This window comes from Alteromonas sp. BMJM2 (assembly GCF_027257845.1).
In the GTDB taxonomy this organism is placed as follows: Bacteria; Pseudomonadota; Gammaproteobacteria; order Enterobacterales; family Alteromonadaceae; genus Alteromonas.
The window spans coordinates 1-20,555 of record NZ_JAPVOT010000018.1; the positions used below are offsets into that span (position 1 = coordinate 1).

The following is a 20,555-nucleotide window of genomic DNA, read 5'->3' on the forward strand; positions in this document are numbered from 1 at the left end:
GGCAGTAGAAAGTGTGCAGGCACATAACAAAAAAATTAAGTTCGCCCGCTGCGCGGGCTGGGACGCATACACGCAGGGCGGCTTCGCCAGTATGCCCTGCGCGCCTGCGCCCCTTATTTAAAAGTTAAACCCTTATTCAGCATCAAGTCTCTTTAATGCTTTTTTGTAAGCCTCATTTCTTTCGCGTTTTCCCACTGCAAGCACTGTAACTACTACTACGTCATCAAGTACCTGATACACCAACCTATATCCTGATTGACGTAATTTTATTTTATAAACATTATCGGCACCTAACACTCTATCTGGGGCTACGTGCGGTGTTTTTAACCTCTCTGCTAACTTCTTCTTCAATTGCTGCTGCAAAGTACTACCAAGCTTATTCCATTCTTTTAGGGCGCTTCTTTTAAACTCTAATTTATAGGTCATCCAAATTTACCGAAACGCTTTCTTCACCTTGCCTTTCTTTAACAAGCTGTAGTAGTTCCAGATCCTCCAAACGATCCATCATTTTTTCGTAAATCTCAGCTGGGACACAATAGAATGCGGGTTCATTCCTATTCAATATGGCGACAGGATCGCCATATGCACTGCTCGCAACTTTCATAGGGTTTGCTTTTAGTTCTGTAATACTTGCAGCAACTTCAGCCAAAACTCTAGCCGCCATAACGGTCTCCTAAAAGGTCTTTAATTAGGTCATTTTAGGCTATCATTGTTGGTTTAACAAGCGCATAAACTCGCTCACTACGTTCGCTGGGACAAAAATACGTAGGCTCCCAGCGCTTCGCTTGGTATTGTAGCCTACATATTTTTGCCCGTTATGCGGGTGTTATGTGACTCACTTTTTCATTTCGCGATAAACCGTATAGAATAGCATTTACGCCGTTTAAAGGAGTCAACCAAACCATGCCCGTAATTAGCCGGTTCTATGGAATTATTATCGCAATGTATTTTAACGATCATAATCCTCCCCATTTTCATGCTAAATATTCTGGTTACGAGGCACTCTTTGCCTTTGACGGCTCAATACTTGAAGGGGAGCTTCCTAATAGAGCCACAAAATTCGTTCAGGAATGGCTTTCAGAGCATCGAGCCGAACTAGAAGATAATTGGCATAAGGCTCAAAATGGCGAACCGCTAAACTACATTGCACCATTGGAGTAAAACTATGCTTCACGTTAGAAACGCAAAATATCTGGACGGCTTTAAACTGTGGGTAACATTTGACGATGGTACAGCTGGAGAAGTCAATTTAGAAAACAAGTTATCTGGCAGTGTCTTTGAACCTCTGAAGGACTCTTCGTTTTTTTCTAAAGTTGCTGTAGACCCAGAATTAGAGACAGTGGTTTGGCCGAATGGTGCTGATCTAGCGCCTGAGTTCTTAAAACGTCACATAACAAGGCGCTAAAGTTCACTCCCTTCGGTCGTTCGGACGCATTTACGCGGGGCGGCTTCGCCATTATGCCCCACGCAACTGCGCCGCTTAGCTTAAAGTTAGCTTTCAAATGAGTAACAAACTAGGTCTAGTCACTTTTTCAGTTGTCACTTTTTTAATTGTAGTTTTATATGCACAGATTTGGGTGACCGGTCCCGTTTACAGTAATCCGTCTCGGATGCAAGGTGTTGTATATTTAGGTTTCGAAAGTAGATTTTTTAAACCATGTGGCTCTGAAGAATCATGGTGGATTGCTATAGACGAAAGCAGTTTTATTAATCGCCTTTTTTATGAATTTAATGAGAAGACTAAAGGAACTAGAAAAAATGGCGTATTTGAAATTTACTTAGATGCTGATATCAATATTTCGAATAGAGGCAGGTTTGGTCACTTAGGTATGTCTGATAGAGAAGTGGAAATAATACAAATTCACGAAATAATAGACACTAAATCGAAAGGTTGTTTGAACAATGAAAGCTAACAAAAACATAAAGACGGACGTTTTGGAAGAGCGCCAAAATGTCGCTTATCCAAGGTGTTAATGTTCGATTTGGACCTGCAACCCGTCGAAAGATGGCGCTATAGTTATTACCGCTTTGTCGGATCAGCGGACATTATCAATGGGCTTTCTCATTGTCTGCAATTCACTCTTAGCAGCCAAAATTTTGCAATTAGCCAACGGCAACTTCACGTACACAGCTGCCGTTAAAATTGTTTAAACTCAACGACATCTTTTGGCACATAGCAGTAGTTGTAATTCTCTAAGCGAAACGCCCCATCCTTTTTTTGCTGATGAGCAGCCTTTCAAGAGCGACCATCAGCAATTTGCTTATGGTCGCTCGGCGTTCGTTTTACTCAAGCGTAAATTGGTCGATATTAGGGCCGCTTTCACCTACTGTTCTAAATTCTATATGGTTAGCACCCTTTACCAATGTGAAGCTTACTGCTTGATGTCCCCACTTGCTGTCCCAACTTCCTGTCGGTTCAAATTCAACCATTGCTGCTTTTTTATCGTTGATAAAAATAGCAAGTGGACGTTTTGATTCTGTGTCGTTGTGTGTGTACCTAAATACAGCTTTATATTCTCCCTCAGCGCCATCGTTTTCGTGATACCAATACATCGTACCTTCTTTATTATTAAATGTTCCGTAAGCGCCACCGTGAACTCCATGAGCACCTCTCACTGCCCCAGCACCCTTGCCATATTCAGCGTCTTCGCCTTGTAATGACAAGCCGCGCCCAATCCACATGTCCGCTGAGTTCTCATCGCCCCAAAAAAGACCAACACCTTTACCAAATTTTTGCGTCATTTGCATTTCAAGTCTACCGTTTACAAATATATTGGCGTATACCGTATCTCCATCATCTACATTGAACGGAGTTAAATACGCTTTCATGTTGGCTGCATTGTTACTGTTTACACTATAAAAAACTTCTATTTTTTGAGAAGTGATGTTGGCAGCGTCAGTAATGGCAATAGCTTGTACATCAATGGCAACTTTACTTGATAGCCTTAAAGCTTCATCACCTACTATTGCGCCTATTGTTACAAATTCACTGGCATCTGGATAAGTCACTTCAATAAACGCCCTGTTTTTACCCATAAATAAGTGCCGGTAATTAGATTTAACGCGGTTGGTGTGCTCGTAAGGAGAGCCGTTTTCAAGGGCTTTTACCTTTAAGCCTTCACTGAAATGGTAATAAGTTTTATGGCTTCCATAAGGATAAAAGTTATTTTCATCGTCAATAGTTTCAGTGGTGATTACTTTCGCAGTATTAAAACCACCTTCAGCTGCATAAGTGTCAATGCTGTGTCTTAAACCAATAGGGGAGTCAGCGGTTTTAAACTCTTTCTCTAAGATTTTTTGACCGTTTTTATAACCTACTGCCCTTATCGAACCTGGTGTCCATGGAACGAGCCACTCTACTTGCATTTTATTGGCTTGTTTACCTGGCTTATCACGACCAAGAGATTTGCCATTGAGAAACAACTCGACTTCATCGAGGTTCGAATACACCCATACTGGAATCTCAGTGCCTTCCTTCATAGTTGGATGTGTCCAACTGGGAAATATATGGAGTGAGGGTTCATCGAGCCATTGGCTTCGATAAAAGTGAAAAAGATCTTTCTTAAAGCCTGCAAGATCAAGTGCGCCGCCCATAAATGCAATGTAAGGCCAGCCTCCATGTGCTAAGCCAGCTTCACCATGGTAATCAAAACCTGTCCAACGAAAGTGTCCTGCATGATGCGGTAAATCACGGGCTAATTCCCAGTTTTGACGCGCACTAATACGCACGGTTGCGTTATCGTACGAAGAATTAAGGTGTTGCTTTTGATTCGACCAGTTTTTTGGGTCTTTCCAATCGTAGAAAAATATTTCTTTATTAGTAATGTTAGGTAGCTCGAACGTATCGTTTTTCGGACCGTCACGCCACCAAGTCTGAGTACGATAGTATCCTCTAGTTTGCCACGTGTGTGGTGCTTCTGTTGATACGAATGGCTTTTCAAAACGTCGTTCAAAAAAGCTCTTACTTTCCGAGCCTCCGTTAATACCTACTACGTCTAGCCCTTCTTTGTTCGTTGAACCGGAGGTCACCAGTCGGGTAGGGTCGTGCTTTTTCACGGCTGCAGCGAGTTCCGTAACAATTTCGCCGTGAGTTTCGTTACCCACGCTATAAATGATTATTGAAGGGTGATTTCTATTGCGGGTTACCCACTCGGTTAAGTCTTTCTCCCACCACTCATCGAAATGATATCTGCCGTAGTCGTGACGTGCTTTTTGTTTCCATCCATCGAACACTTCATCCATAACCATTATGCCCAGTTCGTCACAAAGTTCGTAGAACATGGTGGGGTAGGGATTGTGGCCGGTACGAATGGCGTTTACACCCATATTTTTTAAAAGGCTTAGCTTCCATCGCAAAAGAGGCTTTGTCCAAGCACCTCCTACAGGTCCGCCCTCATAATGTTCGGCAACGCCCTGAATCTTGACATTTTCGCCGTTTATCCAAAAACCGGTATCTGTTTCCCATTCGATGTGCCGGATACCAAACTTAACGCTATCAGTATCTACTGGCACATTGTCTTTCTTTAGTACAATATCAAGGTCGTATAAATATGCGTCATGTGGTTTCCACAATTGTGCGTTGTTCAAGTCAAAAGAAAATGTGTAGTTGTGATCACTCTTTATGTCTTTCAGCGTCTGCTCGTGTGAAAAACGCTCGGTCCCTTCTTGATCAAGCACGCGATATTGAATTGAAAAATCATCTTTATCGTTTGGTTGCACGTTCAACTGAAAACTAGTTTCAACCTCTGTACGCTCTCCAACTAACGGCGTATTTACGAATAAAGAGTTATGTTCAATATGTGTAGGATTGAGTATAGCAAGCTTAACCGGTGCGTAAATTCCGCCCGGGTGGTACCAACGCGCAGAGGGTTGAAGCTCATTGTCAACGCGCACGCTAATTACGTTGTTTTCTTTGTTGAGAAATTTAGTGAGCTCATATTGGAAGCTGATATAGCCATAGGGACGTTTTCCTAGAAAGTGTCCGTTTATCCAGACCTCGCTATTCATATAAACGCCTTCAAACTGAAGCCACACTTGTTTATCTTGCCAGTCATTTTTGAATGTGAAGTGCTTCCTATACCAAGCAGTTCCGCCGCCGTGATAGCCGCCAGACTGGCCCTGGGTTCCCGCTTTGTTCACGCCCTCCTCGAATATATAGTCATGAGGAACATTGAGTAATGTCCAACCGCTGTCGTTGAAAGTCGGCTCTTTATAAATACGGTTATCGCTTAAATGAAATTTCCAGTCATTGTTGAAATCAATATATTGCCTGCTATCCTGGGCGGCAAAAGTATCGTCCGCTGCAAGCAAACCGATAAAAATAATGACACTCATAATGAGATGGTGAAAAGTCTTCGCTCTTGGCAATGATGTTAAAGATTGCAACATACAATTTGATCCTGACAAATCTAAATCCAGTGGGGTCGCTAAAGAAGTTATTCTAGACCTTTAATTGGGAGCGACATCCTTATATGAGGCATGCTCGGAATCAGTCATACGTATTTCATCCAAATACAGATAGTGGTCATTTTGCATACCGCTTAGGTCGCCATTAAAGTACATACCCCATGAAGGGTAGATGCCTTTATCATCGTTATACCCAAATCGGATATTTTCTTTATCCAGCATTTTTTCGCCATCTACCCAAAGCTCTATTAAGCCCGTTCTTGCGTCGGTATAGTCAACTTTCACATGCAGTACAAAGTCAACCCATCGGTCTAAGTAGTCCTGCTTCGACCCTGGGATCTCGAAATGTTCCGTGCCGTCCCCATTTCTTGTAGGGCTTAACTCATATGGATCCCATTTCCAATTACCTTTCATTCCTTGTTCTGTGAGTGTAAGGCTAAAGGGAGGATTGCGGGAATGCTCTTTCAATCGTTTATCTGCACTACCGTGAATTTGAAAAAATAGCCAATCGTTGGGCTCACTTGTTGTGCCGTCACTCGGAAAATAAAAGCTAAAGCCGTACCACGCTTCAGCGCCTAATACCTTGCTGGTTTTAAAGCCATGAAACATCGCTTTTCTATCCACATTATCTAACTTTTTTGGGTTTCCGTTATAAGTTGCAGGCTTTTCGTGTTTCCAGTGCAGTTTTGCGGCGTATTTCCCGTTTCGTACAATCTCTTGTTCCACCGAAAATGCGGAGTTTGTTTGTAGCTGATTAAACATGAAGTTTTTTGATAATGCGCTGTCTAATCCTGGTGTAAAGCCAAGCGGGTAAGCGGCGTTCCAACCTGCATTTTCAAACGATTCATAAATCAGGGGGGCGGTGGCAGACAAACTATCATCAACTGCGCGTGGTTTAGCGGGCGTTTGAAATCCTCCATCATGCCAAAGGTATAAACGCTGCGATGCCCCTTTTTTAATATTTAATATAACCCCTAGATTATGCCCATTGTTGTCCTTTATCCCTTCCATTTGAATCCGAGTGTTTTTTAGCGCTACATGTTCTTCCAATACGTTCCAGCCCGTTCCGTTAGCACTTTCTACAGTTGCAAAGTGGGTTACTTCTTCCGCATCACGATAGACTGCAACGCCAGTGTGTCTATCGGGATCGGTACTCAATGTTTCCAAGCTTAGAATATCTGAAATAGTCTTGTTGTCTTTGTCGCTAAGCGTTCTATTAACCGTATTAGGCAAAGGCAAACTGTGTTGCCACTGACCATCGTTAAAGACCGCCATTCGCTGCTCACGGAAAGACTTGGTTCGGGCTTCATAAGCTACCGCCGGTTTACCATCTTCCAATATGAGTGGGGACGTGCCGAAAGGTGTTTCCTCTTTGTCTGTTGAATCGAACGCTAGCATTTTTTCGTTCGCCATATTAATGGTCACGGGAATGTCAATCGTTTCATCTTGAGCGTTATAGAATAGTCCGCTGGAAGTATCTAATCGCATGTAATAAGCGTTGATACGGGCATAAGTTTCTTTGTCGTGATATTCAAGAAAGTTGCATTCATGCCATAAAAAACTGATCGCTATTTCGGTATCAGATATCTTTAGTGGATTGATATAAAAAGTGTCAACATTAATTGGGTTGCCCGATTGCGGCGTGGGCCACGTAATAACTACGGGGTCTTCAAATCGTTTAGAACCCGCTGGCATTTTGTAATATACCCAAGGAGATTTATGTGTTCCGGCACGGGTAAATAAGTAAATGTCGCCGTTCCCCATTTTGTAGCTTTTGGTATAAGACGCAAAAGGAGAAATATCATCAACGTATTCAAACTCACTTATATCACGCGGTTTTTTGGAAACCACGTGTAGCATTCTTCCACCTGCATGAGGAGTATCGATCGACAATGGGTTTAAACCGTCTTCTCTTTCGCCGCCATGTCCTCCGTAAACAATGTGAAGGTAACCTCTGTCATCCATTTCTATGATTGGACGTCCGTGACTATCAATTTTCCTATTGCCTTTGGACAATGTGCTTTCAGCCGCTTTGAGAGGTTTTTGCCACTTTTTCGATGTTAAGTTATAGGATGTAATATAAGGGTCGGTAAGATGCCCCTGGTAGGTGATATATAGTGTATCGCCATCGAGATATTGCCAACCTCGATGAGGATTACCTGGTAAATTTTCAGTAAAGTGACCCTCTGGTAACGCTGGAAGAGAGTCAAGTAAAGGTGCTTTAGCACCGAAGTCTTCTTTTACTAAGGGGTAAATATCTTCAAATTCTCTTCCTGCTTTAAATGCATCATAAATTGGCTGATATTCTGGATATTGCCCATACATGTACTGATCAATTCGCCACTGCCAATATTGTGCACTCTCAGGATTTTTAGGCTCGATTTGTCCCTTCAATGCTGAAAAAACGTTGTCGTTTTTAGAGTGTGTCGCAATAAACGCGGCTCTTTGTTTATAAAAATCGTTTTCTGGTATGAATTCTTTCGCTGCCTCTGTTGGGGCACATGCTATGGTTAAAAAACTTATTGTAAGCCCAATAGCTGCACTTTTGAGGAGCCCCGCGGCTGGGAAACTTTGGGATGCGGCTTCGTTTCTTGTCTTCATGCGATTTTAATCTCATTAGGTATCACCATTGCCTCTTTGCTCTCTTTAACAAGTGGCAACGGTGATGTATATTCGTTCATATGTAATCACAATGTAACAAAAATAGTCAATATGAATCAAAATCAATTTGATAAATTGTTAAAAAGAACCGTGAAGCTACATGTTTTCACACTTATAGGCTGTATAGCAGTAGCCTCATCATCATTAGCTCAGACGACCCTTGAATCAGAGTTTGCAATGCCAGAGCCATCGTATCTTCCTAAGACATGGATGCATGCGATGAATGGAAATATAACGCAAGAAGGACTCACCGAAGATTTTAACGCTATGCGAGAAGCTGGCATCGGTGGCGCTATCTTCTTTCATGTGCACAGACGCAACGTACCTTTCTCATCTCGAGGCCCTATTAGGTTTGGAACCGATGAGTTCAATAAACATCTGGTCCATGCTGCAGCTGAAGCTGATAAACAAGGAATTGAGTTTGGTATACACAATTCTGATGGTTGGACATCTAGCGGTGGACCATGGGTAACACCTGAACAATCAATGAAGCGACTTACGTGGTCAGAAACAAGTATAAGTGGCGGGCAAACATTAATTCCTCCTCAACCGGGATACGCGGAGCAGCTGTACCGAGATATTGCTGTCATAGCTATCCCAAGAAATAAGTTTTCGTCAGATAATAGTTTCCAAAATGGACAGATTACCGTTTCAGACAGTTCACTTGATACCAGTGTGTTAAAAGACAGTGATTGGGATACGGAACTCACATTTTCTAAAAATGAAGAAGGTGTTTATTGGGTACAGGTGGAATTGGATTCTCCATCTTCTCTTCGGAGCCTTCAGATTGAAACACCGAACCGACATGGTGATGCCGCCCTTCTCATATCCCATGACGGTATACATTTTCGTAACGTTGTAGAGAAACTCCGTAGGCCAAGAACAGGCGCTAGGATGTGGGCATTCAGCCCACAACTCGTTTCTAAGGATAATGATGGTTTTAAAGCAAAGTTCTTTCGGGTTGTATTTGATAAGCCAATTGCCATTAAGCGTTTTGATTTGTGGTCAACACCGCGCATAGACGACTGGCTTTCAATGAATTCAATGGAGCGAGGAAAACTGAGTTTGACACCGAGTATAGCGCCTGGTGCCATAATCAAGCGCGATGATATTCTAGTGTTGAATCAAGGCGACTTGCCTGCCAAGGGTGTAGAGCTTCCAGAAGGCGACTGGCAAGTTTTGCGTTTTGGCTTTACCAGCACTGGGGCTTTCAATGTACCAGCTACCGTTGAGGGTGAAGGACTGGAAGTTGATAAGTTTAATGCAGAAGCATTACGACATCATTTTGAACAATTTGTCGGGAAAATAGTAACAGATGCCAAAGATGCTGGTATCGAATCATTAAAAACGGTTGAAGTTGATAGCTACGAAGTGGGTGGTCAAAATTGGACTGATGACATAGCAGAGAGCTTTCAACAGCAATTCGGCTACGACCTTATTCCGTGGTTACCGGTAATGACTGGAAGGGTTATCGAATCTCCTGAGCATACGGGAGCCGTTCTACAAGAGCTTAGACAGCATCAATCTGATCTGATGGTTGAGAACTATTTTGGAGAATTTACTCGTCTTGCAAATGAGTATGGACTTGAAACATATATTGAGCCCTATGGATGGGGCCCTTTCGATGAACTGGCCGCGGGTGGAAAGGCAGACCGCTTGATGGGTGAGTTTTGGGTACGGGAAACAGAGTACAATGGTCGCATTATGGCTGCCATATCTTCAGCACATATTTATGGAAAAAAAGTAGTTTCGGCTGAATCATTCACATCAATTAACACCGTAAATTGGTATGGCCACCCTTATTTTTACAAGCATTATGGCGACGAAATGTGGGCGAGGGGAATTAACGAAACTATGTTCCATAGGTTTGCTCATCAACCTAATAATCATGTAAAGCCTGGTATGACCATGGACTCCATTGGGTCTCATATCGATAGAACACAAACGTGGTGGAATAACGGCGGCAAGACATGGTTTAAATATTTGGCAAGGGGATCTTATTTACTTCAGCAAGGCGTTCCCGCCGCAGATTTTCTTGTTCATTTAGGCGACGTTGCGCCTCTTCGAGTCGGTAATAAAAACAACACTAATGTACCTAAAGGTTTTGGCTATGATTACACGAACACGGATGTTCTGCTTAATCGTGTAAGTGTTAAAGACGGCCTCTTAGTGCTTCCCGAGGGAACAACATACAAAGCGTTACATTTACACAGAACAGATTTCATGCACTTTAAAACACTAGAGCGAATCAAAGAATTAGTGGGGGCGGGTGCGACGGTTATTGGAGAGAGGCCACAACGTGTTATTGGTTACAGTGAGTGGGCGAAGCAAAAGGAGTTTGACCAAATTGTAAATGCACTTTGGGGTTCAGAGGAAGGACAAGCACATCAAATAAACCGTTATAAAAAAGGAATTGTGAGCAGCTACTCATTAGGTGACTCAATTAATGAGTTAGGGATGAGAGCTGATATGGAAATTGACGGCGTGCCAGCGCAGTTTTTTGCACACCGACGTATAGGACAGAACGATCTTTACTATTTCTATAACGATGATCCTGATTTCAAAAATGTTGAAATCACCCTTCGTGATGGCAATGGAACGCCGGAGATTTGGAATGTGGACGATGGAACCATAGAACAAGTTCAAGATTACCAAATAACCGACTCGGGCTTAAAAGCCAAGCTGCCGCTTGAGCCATTTGCATCGAGGTTTGTTCTCGTTAGACGTGATGATAAAAGCCCCAAATACAATGGCTCTCACAGCGAAATAGTTAATGATATTTACGCTCGAAAAAGTGACCACAATATTATTAATACATTTGCTAAGCCATGGAATGTAAAATTTGACAAAGCGTGGGCTGGGCCAGGTGAGGTGACGTTTGATTCACTTATAGATTGGACTGACAGTGAAATAGAAGGCATTAAGCATTACTCAGGCACTGCTAGATATCAAACTTCTTTCCAAGTGGATAGCGAGTACTTGAGCAGTATGTCATCTCTTTATCTTGATCTTGGGGATGTTCAACAAATTGCAGAAGTAACTGTGAACGGACAGTCTTTTGATACATTATGGAAGCCGCCTTTTGTGCTAGATATTCGAAGCGCAGTGCAACTGGGTGCAAACAGCCTAGAGATAAAAGTGACAAATACGTGGGTAAATCGACTGATTGGTGATGAAGCTCTTCAAGACACCAGTGGTTACTCAATGACAGGTGATACAGTTCCTTGGTTAGTCGAGAATAGACCGGCTCCTGAAAGTGAGCGTGTCACATTTACTGGTTTTAATTTCTTTGCAAAACAACCTAAAAAATTACAGGCATCTGGCTTGATTGGACCAGTTCGGCTTTTAACGATAAAGCAAAACTAAGATGGTGAGGTAAAAATGGCAATGGGTGGAACTATATTCCACCCATTTTTTTACAATGGGCGTGTAGCTATTGTGTAGAGTCGGGTGAGCTCTATAAAAATGTTCGTGTTTAGGAACTTATAAAATAAGTTATCAAAAGACATTTAGGTACTATACTTACCTCTTTAGATAGAACATTTTATAAAAAGTAGAAAGTACAAAAGTTTTACCTAATGCGAGATTTTGTTCATTTGTAGAGCGGATTCGTGAGTCGCTTACCCTCCTTAAGGTACTTTCGGTATTTACAAGTAAACACCTTCTTTTTTTGGCGTCTAAGACGTTCACTATTATTAATACGCCACTTTATTTTATTGTGAATAAAGTTGCTTTTTTGTAGTACGGTATGAATGCCTTGCTTTCTTTTCGCGGAGAAGATGTACAGTAAAAGATAGCTGGTCTTAATTAATGAAAATAAAATTGCACTTAACCGTTCTTTATATATAACGTATTTTAACAGGAAAGCTGTGTGACCTACTTATCCGCCTCACTAAGTGTAATTATCTTAATATTAACTGGCTGCTCGTTTTCGCTGCATGCTGCGCAAGTCTCGATATATATCGCAGACAATCAAGGAAAGCCGCTCACTAATATCGTTGCTCTTTTACACAGTACCGATATGTCGAAGGTAGCTAAGACTAAGCCAGCGATAGCAATCATGGATCAAATAAATAGAGAGTTCGTTCCCCACACATTGGTGGTACAGCAAGGCACCAAGGTTGATTTCCCTAATTCCGATAATGTTCAACATCATGTTTATTCGTTCTCACCTGCGAAAACGTTTGAGTTAAAGCTTTACAGTGAATTAGAGGTGGAACCTCAATTATTCAATACCCCTGGTGTGGTGGAGCTTGGGTGTAACGTACATGATTGGATGCTGGGATATATTTATGTTGCAGATACACCGTATTTCGCACAATCCAACAGTGAAGGCAAAGCGACCATAACAGTCCCCGACGGCGACTATACGATGTCTATTTGGCACCCAAGACTGTCAGAAAGCGACACCGCGAGAATGTCGAAAATAAACGTTGGTAATGATGATATTACCGTAAGCTTTTCTTTGTTTTCGCCTTTATTACCCAGTCTTGTTGAATATGATGCAGTGGAGGGCTTTACCGAATATGATTAAAACTTTGTTTGGCCGCGCCTTAAATTTGCGCACGACATTAATGGTAAGTTTTTTAACTATCGTTTTAGTGGTCGTGCTATTTACCTTGTATATCGTCCAGCAAGCCACATTCACTCATTCAACTGGACTGTTGAAAACGAATGCCGAGACATCGAGTCGAGTAATAAACGACTATATTCGAGATGTGGCTAATGTATTGCAATCCTCCGCAACCAACTTAGCAGCAGATTTCAGTGTTAAAGGTTTAATTTTAAGCGCAGATACTCAAGCGCAGTCACTAACGCTTGGCATGCGTAACTTTGCAGATCGCTTTGGTGCAGAAGAATTTGCCGTGATTGACAGTCAAGGTAAGGTGTTATCTACATCAAAGGGCTTCACATCAATAAAAAGTGTGGATGTTGAGAGGCTCGCCGTAGATGGTATTACGTGGGCAGAGATAGACGATAATATTTTCCTAGCCAAATCGGTTGCTGTGAAAAACACGCCACGTTCCAGAGATGCCATGGCGTGGTTAATATTTGCTAAGCCTATTGCGGGATTGATAAACGATGACCTAACGCGTCTCACCACGATGGACGTCAGCCTACTGCGTGAAACACAAAACTCATTTACTTATTTAGCGTCTAGCTATCATAGTGCCATTCAAAAAGAGTTTTCGAATGTGCTGATGAGTGAGAGCAACGACTTACAGGATGCTTACCTCTCCAGTGATCACTATGTTTATTTTGTTAGTGCGTTAGGCAGTACCCAAAGCGCAACTATACTACTTATGCTATCTACGGTAGAAAGTAACGCCTACCTGTCATACAACAGCTTGTTAGGGCGTTTAATCGGTTTGCTGGTTGTGGTTGCCATCGTTACGCTAATGGCAGCAATGTTGATTTCTAACAGTATTACCAAGCCAATTCTTATGTTAATAGGATTAACTGAGAAAATCCGCCAAGGATTGCATGTTAACCAGTTTCCAGAGGAAGGTGCCGCCGAGGTTAACAAGTTGTCTAATGCCATAAGCTCGATGCAAAGCGCAATTGTTAAAAGAGAGCACGAGATAGAAAGGCTGGCATTTTATGACAGCGTAACGTCTCTGCCTAATCGTAACCGCTTTATTCAATTACTTGAAGAGCAGATAACGCTTTATCCGAGTAATATGTTTGCGGTTGTGCTCATTGATATAGCTCGATTTAAAGAAATAAACGACACTATTGGTCACAGTACGGGTGACAAGTTACTCGCTTTGGTAGGAGAGCGATTACGCAGCGGTTGTCGCGACAATATATTTATAGCACGTTTAGGTGGAAACGAGTTTGCTGTCATCGACACTGAAGATGGAAATGTTGAGCAGTTGATGGAAGAACTGGCAAGTATGTTTAGCGGTGCTTTCAACATTAACTCACTTTCGCTAAACATAAACGTCAGTATTGGTGGAGCCCGGTACAACAACCATGGCACTCAGCCAAGTGAACTGATGCAGGCGGCAGATATTGCGCTTCATGCCAGCAAAGATTCCCATAAGCCTTACGTACTCTATCATGAAGAACTAAATACGTTCTCAGTGCTGCGATTGCGGCTAATGAGTGAGCTAAAAGAAGCACTTAATCAGGGTCAGTTGACGTTGTACTATCAGCCGAAAATGGCGTTGGCTAATGATAAGGTTCACAGCGTTGAATGCTTGATCAGGTGGATACACCCCGACCATGGCTTTATTTCGCCAGATGAATTTATCCCTTTAGCTGAGCAAACTGGCGCTATCCGCTATGTAACCAGTTGGGCGCTGCGACAAGCTGCCCAGCAATATGCACAATGGCGAAGCGTAGGAATGGACATTGCAATGGCGGTCAATATTTCTGCTGTGGATCTCACCGACTTATCACTTCCTCATACCGTGTCGGCGCTGCTGTCCGAATTTACTATGCCACCTGACAAGCTCATTCTTGAAGTAACTGAAAGTGCGGTTATGGGCGATCCTGAAGTGGCAATCAATGCGCTCAACATGCTAAGTCGAATGGGAATTAAGCTTTCGATCGACGACTTTGGTACTGGGTTTTCTTCAATGGCACAGCTGAAGAAAATGCCTGTCGATGAGATTAAAATTGATAAAGCGTTTGTGTTAGAGCTGGCTACCAATGAAGAAGACCAAGTGATGGTTAAAACACTGATCGCATTAGCTAAAAACTTAGGGCTAAGTACGGTTGCAGAAGGCGTTGAAAATGAAGATTCGGTGGTATTACTTCGCAATATGGGGTGCTCGACAGCTCAGGGGTTTCACTTAAGCCGGCCATTACCTGCAAAAGACATCACGCCATGGTTAGAAGCACATAGTGACATTCGCTAATTTTTAGCAATGTACTAACGTTGAATAAGGAAGGCAGTGAAATACTGGATTCTATTGTTATTGATTTGTGTAGTTATCAGTGCACCAATTAGCGCACAAGTGCTGTCTGGGCGTGTCGAAGTCGCCATTGTCGATGCCGACAAACTGACAACGTGGCAAAACAGTGGTACTGGTATTCTTCGGCCTGAAAGCGGGGGAACTCAGCTGCAACAGGCTTTCATTAGAACCCACTTCGACTTAAACAGCGATTGGTCTGTAGATGCCGTGCTCAATGCGTATGAAGACGGTGAAGATCACATTGGTTTTACTCAGGGTTTTCTGCGCTATAAACCTCTGACATCAAATAAGGTTAAGGTAAAGGCAAGACTCGGTTTTTTCTACCCATCAATGTCGATTGAAAACGTTGCCGAAGGCTGGCTTTCCCCTTATACCTATACACAATCTGCTATTAACAGCTGGATAGGCGAAGAGCTTAGAAACGCAGGTGGAGAAATTAGCTTTTTTGAAAATGGTAGAGCGAGTCGCAGCCCCTGGAGTTGGGAAGCCACATTCGGTGTGTTTAAAGGTAACGATCCGCTAGGCTCTCTGCTGACATGGCGCGGCTTTGCGATGCATGACAGGCAAAGTCTCCATTCAGACAGAATAAACTTTGCGAAGCTGCCAAGTGTTATTCGCGAAGACGCAATCAATTCACCCGCATGGGTAGAACCCTTCACCGAAATTGACGGAAGGTGGGGAGGCTATGTCGGATTTCATTTACGCCATTTTCGAACATCAGAAGCACGATACTACTTTTACGACAATAGAGCCGATCCAAGCGCTATTAATCAGGCGCGTTTGTATGCCTGGCGCACCAAATTTCATTCCCTAGCACTACAGCATAATTTCAATAGGCAATGGCGTCTGATGTTTCAATTTATGGACGGGGCGACAAACATGGGCCCCAATATCGTCAGAGCTGACTTTACTGCATGGTATGTTGCTGGGCGATATTCTCAAAACAAGCATTCAGTGACCCTGCGTTATGATTGGTTTGATGTTCGAGAAGACGATTCTATGCCTGCTGATCAAAATAACAGTGACGGGTATGGCGTTACGCTAGCATGGCGTTATCAATATACCCATCACTGGGAGTTTGGCGCTGAGTATCATCGAAACGAAAATAAAGCAGAAAACAGAGTTCAACTTGATATTCCCCTGAGCCAAACTCAAACGCAGTCTCGCTTTGTTGCGTCATATCGTTTCTAATAGGTTTAGTACTTTCGATGAGTAAATTACAGACCACCTTCAAGTAAGTGTATTTTATAGGTTTCCCTCATCCACCACCGAGGTGCCCCTCTTGCTCAACTCGCGCGCGCCTTCGGCTGGTTCGGCAGGGCGGAGTTGCAGGGTTGATGCCACTATTGAGCTGTCGCGGGTGGGTTTTATGGGTGTTTTTAAGTGAAGGTGGTCTGTAAATATAATACAATAGAGGTAATGTTAATTGATAAGAGTATGTGGTGATGGTGAATGACTTTGCGCGCTTTAATAGTTTGCTTACTACATTGGATGAATTGTATGAATCGTTGTACAGCGAAATGCGGTTGGCGCCCACGGCATATTTTGCCAATATTGATGACGTGACTAAAGAGGATTTCAAAGCGTTCTCTGCCGGTGAGCTTATGCTTGGCCATCGCGACATGTTCAATGTTCAGGCACAGATGCGTTGTCTTAATGCCTTAAAGTGCTTCCATCGTCCCTCTCACGATATTTCAGGCCGCGTTGCGGGCAAATACCCTGGCATTCTTTTGCTTGAAAACCATGACGACGTCATTGATACCGTCATAGCCATTAACAGTACAAAGACGGCTATCAAGCATAGCGTGCAGGATAGAAAGCCTGATGGCTCTCACGGGCGCAATCATCTACAAAAGCATGAGTTCTTACATCAGCATCGTGGCGCCGAGATTATCTCGTATCAGCTGTATCGGCATATCGATGTGATTAACTGCCGCCCGGATACCAATACTACCCTTAAAAGCGTGAATTTTTATTGGGCCTATAAAAATGCAGACCAGCGACTTACGCCAGAGCGTGCCGTTTTGTACCTGTATAACAGCAAGTCTGGGCTTACTGATACACAACTGAACGATGTAAAAGCGCGCATTATGGACACCCAGCACACCCATCGCTTTTATATACGCAAGACACGCAATGCATCGGTGAATTTGTCGCTGTATTACGGGGCAGTGGATGGTAAGCCAGTGGTCAATACAATTAATGCTGCCCAGCCCATTATTTTGTGTAATTCTGAAGATGTCCCCACAATTCGTCCGTTAGGCGCCCATGTGCCGCAAAAACGCAAAGCGAATAGGAAAGGGCACGCGTGGGAATGTTTGAATGAAACCGTGAACCTTTATACAAGGCCAATTACAGAGGCGGACAAAAAACGTGAAGCTCAATTACCCAAAATCTAGCTTGGTTAGGTTCCCTCGATAAGGAGAATGCAAGTGCTTTACTAGAGCGTGTGGGTAACGTCATACACTGGGCTAAGTTGTATGTCTGACTGACTGACTAGTAGAGTATTGCAATGAAAAGTTTTTAAGGTGCGCATCGCCGTTTCCAATCAAGCAGTTGAATGCAATAATCTTAAACATCTTTTCAACTTCTTCAGGGGAGTGTGTATTTCGGTGTGTTGCCTTCATCACATTTTCATAGCTACCTAAATATTTCTGGTCTCCAGTGCGCCCCATAAGCGTAGCATAATCCTCGATACCTATTTTATTTCCGTCATTGTCTACGTCAAAACGCTCTACCACATAGTGCTGCAAATCATCTGATAGCCATACCTTGGGGATATCCAGACCACAGTACTCGGCGCATTTCATGCAAACAAACTCGTTGACTGTCAGCAATGGGAATTCGTCATCAAAGGTTTTAACAATAACGTCTTGTTGCAAGAGAGTCGAACGGGATACCACTACCTTAGGCTGAACGCCGGATGCCATACCATTTAAGTAGTAACGGTCCAGTAGTTGAGGGAATAAACTTTCTTTGTCAGACCAGTGCAGTATGTCATCGATGGTGATGGGATCAGGCTCTGGAAGGGTGATGCCGGCATCGTAAGATAAGTGGCCTATCCCTTTCTCCCCCATGAGCGCCAGTAAGTACATATCATCTACATTAGCGTATCGTATGAGCTTCTCAGAAATATACCGACGCAGATACCCTTCAGGCAAATTCTGCGTGAATATTGGATGCAGTGTGCCATGCGTATACGACTCAGGTTGATAAGGCATCGTTAGCGATACTGGTAAATCTTCATTAGTATGTGTATAGCTAAATTGGGCCGTTCGATTTAAGATACCAGACTATTGTCCGGCCACATGAACGCTCAGTCGGAGAACCTGTTCGGGTAAGCTTGCGAGAATTAAATTAGTCGTCATCGTAAATTGCCCCAAGTTCATCAAATTTCGGGCGGTGATTAATGGGAGTGGCTGTTAACTCTAAGCCCATTAGAGTCAAGTAACGCTCAAGCAGTTGCAGTGATCCCTGATAACGGCCGTTCTCAATTTGTGAGATCCGAGGACGGCCTGTTTTGAGTTTGTTGGCAACATCATTCTGAGTCATGCGGTGATGTTTTCGCTCTGCTTTTAGCTGATTACCGATAGATTCTCTGCTCATTTCTCATACTACAAATGTATCTATATATATACAAATAACATTTTCACACAGCATTGTACATATATAAGTACATTTAATCTAAGAATGAAAAAGACTACCTTACGTTCGCCATACCTGTTTTCGTTACATCAAATTCTTCACCGTAATGCATCGGCATCGCTGAACTTGTCCATCCACCGGCTTTTTGAATCTGATCTAATGATACGCCACGTTCAAACATGGTCACTACGCCACCAACCCGCGTGCTATGACAACTTGGTGTGAATTCTAAATTGAGTATGGACGCTAAGTTCTTATATCTGGCCAATAATGCATGGTATTGCATCGCGGTATCTTGCACCGTTTGCTTTGGGGATAGTTTTCTTAATAAAGGACCATCGACAATGCCGGTTAATGTGAGCCATTTGCCAATCAATTCAATGGTGGTTTTTGAGATGTATCCGTACTGGCCTTTACCTGATTTATCGGTTTTAGAGCGCGGAGCGAAAATGCGCTGCTTATTAAAATCGATATGCACCAAATCGATAGCCAGAAGATTTGATGCCCTGAAAATGGTATCAATGGCCGTATTAAAGATGACGGCGTCACGTAATCCAATCAGAGAATCAGTGTCGAGTTTTGCATTGATAGCATCGATGTTTTCAAGACGCATGGGTGCTGCTTGAGACTGACGGCTGGGCTTTTGATTTATCTTATGATTGGTGTATTCGGCAAAGAGTTTTGATTGTTTCCAGGGGTCGGGCAATTCGCTCACACCAATAAAATAGCGCACTGAAGCAATTTTTCGGCGTATGGTGTGATGCTTCAGTTTGGTAGACATCAAATAGTCTAGATAAGCCCGACACGATGCTTTTGTGATGCTAACTTCGCTGGCCATGGCCGGCAGCGTGTTATCTTTGCAGAATGCCAAGTACTGATTAAAGTCATATTGATAAGCCCGTTTCGTGTTTTCCGATTTGAGTTCCCATACGTCATCTTTCAATTCACGTAAATTCTCTATGACGCGGTCGCGATCTGACTCAGCGATCGCCATCGGTACATTATCGACATGAATTAGCATGGAGGACATAAATTCGCTCTTTTTATTATTTAAGATAATTTGGGTTATATTGAATAATAGAACAAATTCGTTTGTAGAACAACGAAAGATAAAACGTGTTACATCATGCTTTAAATAATCAGTAGGATAGGGGGCGAAGCTAATTAATATAAAATCATGATGTAACACTTTAAATTGATGGAGACAAGGGTTCTACGCTGGAAAAATCGTGATACATCATGATAGAGTGAGAAAACCATCTTGAATCACTAATTATGGAATTGGTTAATTATGCCCTCAACCACGCCAGATCCTATTTGGATTGCTTATCGAGACTCACTTCTATGTGCATTTATGTCGACAATAGACCAACATGATTATATCGATGGTGGAAAGTTCGCTGATGATGTGTCAAACAGCGTATTAAATAGCATTACACTTCGTGACGCCGTTCGAAGTATGCGGGGTGTTATCAGTGAAGAAAAAATAGAATTATTGAGGGTTAGATATCGCAGTTACAAGTATAGGAAAAGTAAGGAAAAGAAAACTCTTCAAATTGAAGGAAGCACCCATAAGTGGATTATGAGTGCGAAACAGGAACACTACTTTGACACTGTTGATGAGGCCTTGTATCACTTGTTAAATCCTAATTACTCACAACAACGAGAATGGAAAGAAGAAAGAATTCAAGTTGCAAATAATTCTATCGAAGGAGATAAAAATTATATTTACAGCCTGTTAGAGAGGCTGACGGCTAATGACAAAAAAATGGTTTTATTATCCATAGAACGTGCATTTATGGACGGTTGGAAAGAAGCCAAAGCCAGCAAAACTAAAAAGGTTAGTGCGCTCGCTGAGTCTACAGAAAACTATATTAACCAATTTAAAGATTCAAAATTTCTTTAACAACCTTACGGTAT

16 protein-coding genes are annotated in these 20,555 nt (G+C 42.6%); 9 read left to right on the forward strand and 7 right to left on the reverse strand.

The annotated features are described in order from the left end of the window. Nucleotides 1-132: 132 nt before the first annotated feature. Nucleotides 133-426 carry a type II toxin-antitoxin system RelE family toxin gene (locus O9X84_RS15720; protein WP_007991254.1) on the reverse strand — a complete coding sequence of 98 codons (294 nt, stop codon included), beginning with the start codon at nucleotides 424-426 and terminating at the stop codon, nucleotides 133-135. Beyond that, nucleotides 416-664 carry a type II toxin-antitoxin system Phd/YefM family antitoxin gene (locus O9X84_RS15725; protein WP_032095995.1) on the reverse strand — a complete coding sequence of 83 codons (249 nt, stop codon included), beginning with the start codon at nucleotides 662-664 and terminating at the stop codon, nucleotides 416-418. The genes O9X84_RS15720 and O9X84_RS15725 overlap by 11 nt, the downstream gene beginning before the upstream one ends. A 239-nt stretch (nucleotides 665-903) precedes the next feature. On the opposite strand from O9X84_RS15725, the gene O9X84_RS15730 reads away from it, so the two are divergent. The 3 genes from O9X84_RS15730 to O9X84_RS15740 all read left to right on the forward strand — a co-directional run bounded on the left by O9X84_RS15730 (nucleotide 904) and on the right by O9X84_RS15740 (nucleotide 1,913). Continuing rightward, nucleotides 904-1,161 (forward strand): DUF4160 domain-containing protein, encoded by a 258-nt coding sequence (locus O9X84_RS15730; protein ID WP_269520641.1) that lies wholly within the window; start codon nucleotides 904-906, stop codon nucleotides 1,159-1,161. A 4-nt stretch (nucleotides 1,162-1,165) separates the two neighbouring features. Continuing rightward, a complete protein-coding gene (locus tag O9X84_RS15735; protein WP_156085898.1) occupies nucleotides 1,166-1,405 on the forward strand; it encodes a DUF2442 domain-containing protein in 240 nt (79 codons plus the stop codon). A gap of 97 nt (nucleotides 1,406-1,502) precedes the next feature. Continuing rightward, nucleotides 1,503-1,913 carry a hypothetical protein gene (locus tag O9X84_RS15740; protein ID WP_269520642.1) on the forward strand — a complete coding sequence of 137 codons (411 nt, stop codon included), beginning with the start codon at nucleotides 1,503-1,505 and terminating at the stop codon, nucleotides 1,911-1,913. 370 nt (nucleotides 1,914-2,283) lie between these two features. Here O9X84_RS15740 and O9X84_RS15745 read toward each other — a convergent pair whose 3' ends face one another. Next, entirely contained in the window at nucleotides 2,284-5,388 is a 3,105-nt protein-coding gene (locus O9X84_RS15745) for a glycoside hydrolase family 2 TIM barrel-domain containing protein (protein WP_269520643.1), read from the reverse strand. Between the two features lie 60 nt (nucleotides 5,389-5,448). Next, the gene (locus O9X84_RS15750; RefSeq protein WP_269520644.1) at nucleotides 5,449-8,007 is read right to left on the reverse strand and encodes a heparin lyase I family protein; all 2,559 of its coding nucleotides are present in this window, start codon (nucleotides 8,005-8,007) and stop codon (nucleotides 5,449-5,451) included. Between the two features lie 111 nt (nucleotides 8,008-8,118). Here O9X84_RS15750 and O9X84_RS15755 point away from each other — a divergent pair, with 111 nt between their 5' ends. The 5 genes from O9X84_RS15755 to O9X84_RS15775 all read left to right on the forward strand — a co-directional run bounded on the left by O9X84_RS15755 (nucleotide 8,119) and on the right by O9X84_RS15775 (nucleotide 17,389). Then, complete coding sequence (locus O9X84_RS15755; protein ID WP_269520645.1) at nucleotides 8,119-11,433, forward strand: glycosyl hydrolase; 3,315 nt, start codon at nucleotides 8,119-8,121, stop codon at nucleotides 11,431-11,433. Nucleotides 11,434-11,938: 505 nt separating this feature from the next. After that, complete coding sequence (locus tag O9X84_RS15760; protein WP_269520646.1) at nucleotides 11,939-12,601, forward strand: methylamine utilization protein; 663 nt, start codon at nucleotides 11,939-11,941, stop codon at nucleotides 12,599-12,601. Then, the gene (locus O9X84_RS15765) at nucleotides 12,594-14,933 is read left to right on the forward strand and encodes a bifunctional diguanylate cyclase/phosphodiesterase (RefSeq protein ID WP_269520647.1); all 2,340 of its coding nucleotides are present in this window, start codon (nucleotides 12,594-12,596) and stop codon (nucleotides 14,931-14,933) included. Before O9X84_RS15760 ends, O9X84_RS15765 begins: the two co-directional genes overlap by 8 nt. A gap of 36 nt (nucleotides 14,934-14,969) precedes the next feature. After that, the gene (locus tag O9X84_RS15770; protein WP_269520648.1) at nucleotides 14,970-16,181 is read left to right on the forward strand and encodes a hypothetical protein; all 1,212 of its coding nucleotides are present in this window, start codon (nucleotides 14,970-14,972) and stop codon (nucleotides 16,179-16,181) included. A 254-nt stretch (nucleotides 16,182-16,435) separates the two neighbouring features. Next, a complete protein-coding gene (locus O9X84_RS15775; RefSeq protein WP_269520685.1) occupies nucleotides 16,436-17,389 on the forward strand; it encodes a DNA replication terminus site-binding protein in 954 nt (317 codons plus the stop codon). Between the two features lie 72 nt (nucleotides 17,390-17,461). On the opposite strand, the gene O9X84_RS15780 is transcribed toward O9X84_RS15775, so the two are convergent. From O9X84_RS15780 to O9X84_RS15790, 3 genes are all read right to left on the reverse strand, one after another. Further along, the gene (locus O9X84_RS15780; protein WP_269520649.1) at nucleotides 17,462-18,211 is read right to left on the reverse strand and encodes a type II toxin-antitoxin system HipA family toxin; all 750 of its coding nucleotides are present in this window, start codon (nucleotides 18,209-18,211) and stop codon (nucleotides 17,462-17,464) included. Nucleotides 18,212-18,347: 136 nt separating this feature from the next. After that, nucleotides 18,348-18,596, reverse strand: a complete 249-nt coding sequence (locus O9X84_RS15785) for a helix-turn-helix transcriptional regulator (RefSeq protein WP_269520650.1) — start codon at nucleotides 18,594-18,596, stop codon at nucleotides 18,348-18,350. A 94-nt stretch (nucleotides 18,597-18,690) separates the two neighbouring features. Continuing rightward, a complete protein-coding gene (locus O9X84_RS15790; RefSeq protein ID WP_269520651.1) occupies nucleotides 18,691-19,665 on the reverse strand; it encodes a tyrosine-type recombinase/integrase in 975 nt (324 codons plus the stop codon). Nucleotides 19,666-19,926: 261 nt separating this feature from the next. On the opposite strand from O9X84_RS15790, the gene O9X84_RS15795 reads away from it, so the two are divergent. After that, nucleotides 19,927-20,541, forward strand: a complete 615-nt coding sequence (locus O9X84_RS15795) for a hypothetical protein (protein WP_269520652.1) — start codon at nucleotides 19,927-19,929, stop codon at nucleotides 20,539-20,541. Nucleotides 20,542-20,555 lie beyond the last annotated feature (14 nt).

Excerpts from the sequence above, each read along its gene's own strand:
- O9X84_RS15720 (WP_007991254.1), bottom strand. The coding sequence starts at position 426 with ATGACCTATAAATTAGAGTTTAAAAGAAGCGCCCTAAAAGAATGGAAT.
- O9X84_RS15725 (WP_032095995.1), bottom strand. The coding sequence starts at position 664 with ATGGCGGCTAGAGTTTTGGCTGAAGTTGCTGCAAGTATTACAGAACTA.
- O9X84_RS15730 (WP_269520641.1), top strand. The coding sequence starts at position 904 with ATGCCCGTAATTAGCCGGTTCTATGGAATTATTATCGCAATGTATTTT.
- O9X84_RS15735 (WP_156085898.1), top strand. The coding sequence starts at position 1,166 with ATGCTTCACGTTAGAAACGCAAAATATCTGGACGGCTTTAAACTGTGG.
- O9X84_RS15740 (WP_269520642.1), top strand. The coding sequence starts at position 1,503 with ATGAGTAACAAACTAGGTCTAGTCACTTTTTCAGTTGTCACTTTTTTA.
- O9X84_RS15745 (WP_269520643.1), bottom strand. The coding sequence starts at position 5,388 with ATGTTGCAATCTTTAACATCATTGCCAAGAGCGAAGACTTTTCACCAT.
- O9X84_RS15750 (WP_269520644.1), bottom strand. The coding sequence starts at position 8,007 with ATGAAGACAAGAAACGAAGCCGCATCCCAAAGTTTCCCAGCCGCGGGG.
- O9X84_RS15755 (WP_269520645.1), top strand. The coding sequence starts at position 8,119 with ATGAATCAAAATCAATTTGATAAATTGTTAAAAAGAACCGTGAAGCTA.
- O9X84_RS15765 (WP_269520647.1), top strand. The coding sequence starts at position 12,594 with ATGATTAAAACTTTGTTTGGCCGCGCCTTAAATTTGCGCACGACATTA.
- O9X84_RS15775 (WP_269520685.1), top strand. The coding sequence starts at position 16,436 with ATGGTGAATGACTTTGCGCGCTTTAATAGTTTGCTTACTACATTGGAT.
- O9X84_RS15780 (WP_269520649.1), bottom strand. The coding sequence starts at position 18,211 with ATGCCTTATCAACCTGAGTCGTATACGCATGGCACACTGCATCCAATA.
- O9X84_RS15785 (WP_269520650.1), bottom strand. The coding sequence starts at position 18,596 with ATGAGCAGAGAATCTATCGGTAATCAGCTAAAAGCAGAGCGAAAACAT.
- O9X84_RS15790 (WP_269520651.1), bottom strand. The coding sequence starts at position 19,665 with ATGTCCTCCATGCTAATTCATGTCGATAATGTACCGATGGCGATCGCT.
- O9X84_RS15795 (WP_269520652.1), top strand. The coding sequence starts at position 19,927 with ATGCCCTCAACCACGCCAGATCCTATTTGGATTGCTTATCGAGACTCA.